The 236-nt window shown below is 59.3% G+C and carries 1 protein-coding gene; it reads right to left on the bottom strand.

Annotated elements, in window-relative coordinates; all coding sequences use genetic code 11:
• On the bottom strand, positions 1 to 236 hold a 236-nt coding region (locus tag F6X42_RS43355; RefSeq protein WP_187639807.1), incomplete at both ends, for an H-NS histone family protein.

A 236-nucleotide genomic window follows, 5' to 3' on the forward strand; every position in this document is an offset into this window, starting at 1 on the left:
CGCAATCCAACCCGGAGCGCGTCCGTGTCCGGACCATGTAGCCCCTGTCTTCGGGTCCTGATATTTCGCTGCGGACGGCTTGGCGATGACCGCAGATTTAGCTGCGGCTTTCGGTCCGCGTTTCTTGCCACCAGCGTGCGCGTCAATGTCAGCAGTAGTCAGTCCGTGTTCTGCCATCAAGTCGCGAATCTTTTCGATAACACCCGACGACTGCTTCGCGACGAGCGCGTCTGCTT

Origin of the sequence: Paraburkholderia podalyriae (assembly GCF_014397785.1) — a bacterium.
In the GTDB taxonomy this organism is placed as follows: Bacteria; Pseudomonadota; Gammaproteobacteria; order Burkholderiales; family Burkholderiaceae; genus Paraburkholderia; species Paraburkholderia podalyriae.